Annotated in this window: 1 protein-coding gene; it reads left to right on the top strand. The window is 50.1% G+C overall.

Going from position 1 to position 583, the window contains the following annotated elements:
- Positions 1-583 (top strand): molybdopterin-dependent oxidoreductase (locus tag R7Q46_RS28815; protein ID WP_318078533.1); only part of this gene is annotated, 583 nt, incomplete at both ends.

The raw sequence follows: 583 nt of genomic DNA, 5'->3' as shown, positions 1-583 counted from the left end.
GGAGTCACCAGAAATCGCTACAAAACCGGGGCTAAAAGCGGTTGAACTGTTTGAAGCGGTTGAGCGTGGTGAGATTAAAGTTCTGTGGATCATGGCGACCAACCCCGTTGTCTCTTTGCCAGACAATCAGTTTGTTAAGAGGGCGCTAGAACGCTGTCCGTTTGTGATTGTCTCGGATATTACCGTAGAGTCGGATGTTGCGCGTTATGCCGACTTGTTGCTTCCGGCGGCTGGATGGGGTGAAAAACAGGGGATGGTGACGAATTCTGAACGTAGGATTTCAAGACAGCGTCAGTTCCAAAACCCTCCCGGTGAGGCAAAATCGGACTGGTGGGCAGTGAGCCAAGTCGGGCAAGCATTATGCACCTTAGAAGAGACAAAGAATGGTTTTGATTTTGACTCTGAACACGAGGTGTTTTGCGAGTACGCTGCCATGACAGGCATGAATACGAAGTCGCCTTTAAAGCTAGATCTGTCTCAATACGCCAATTTGAATGAGCAAGAGTACGAAGAGTGGCGGCCAACCCAATGGGGTGGCGAGCGACCGTTTTCCGATGGCGTGTATTCTCACCCAGATGGTAAA

It is taken from the genome of Vibrio sp. 811 (assembly GCF_033339195.1).
Note: the sequence above shows the minus strand (reverse complement) of the source record. Positions and strands in the feature narration are given on the sequence as shown.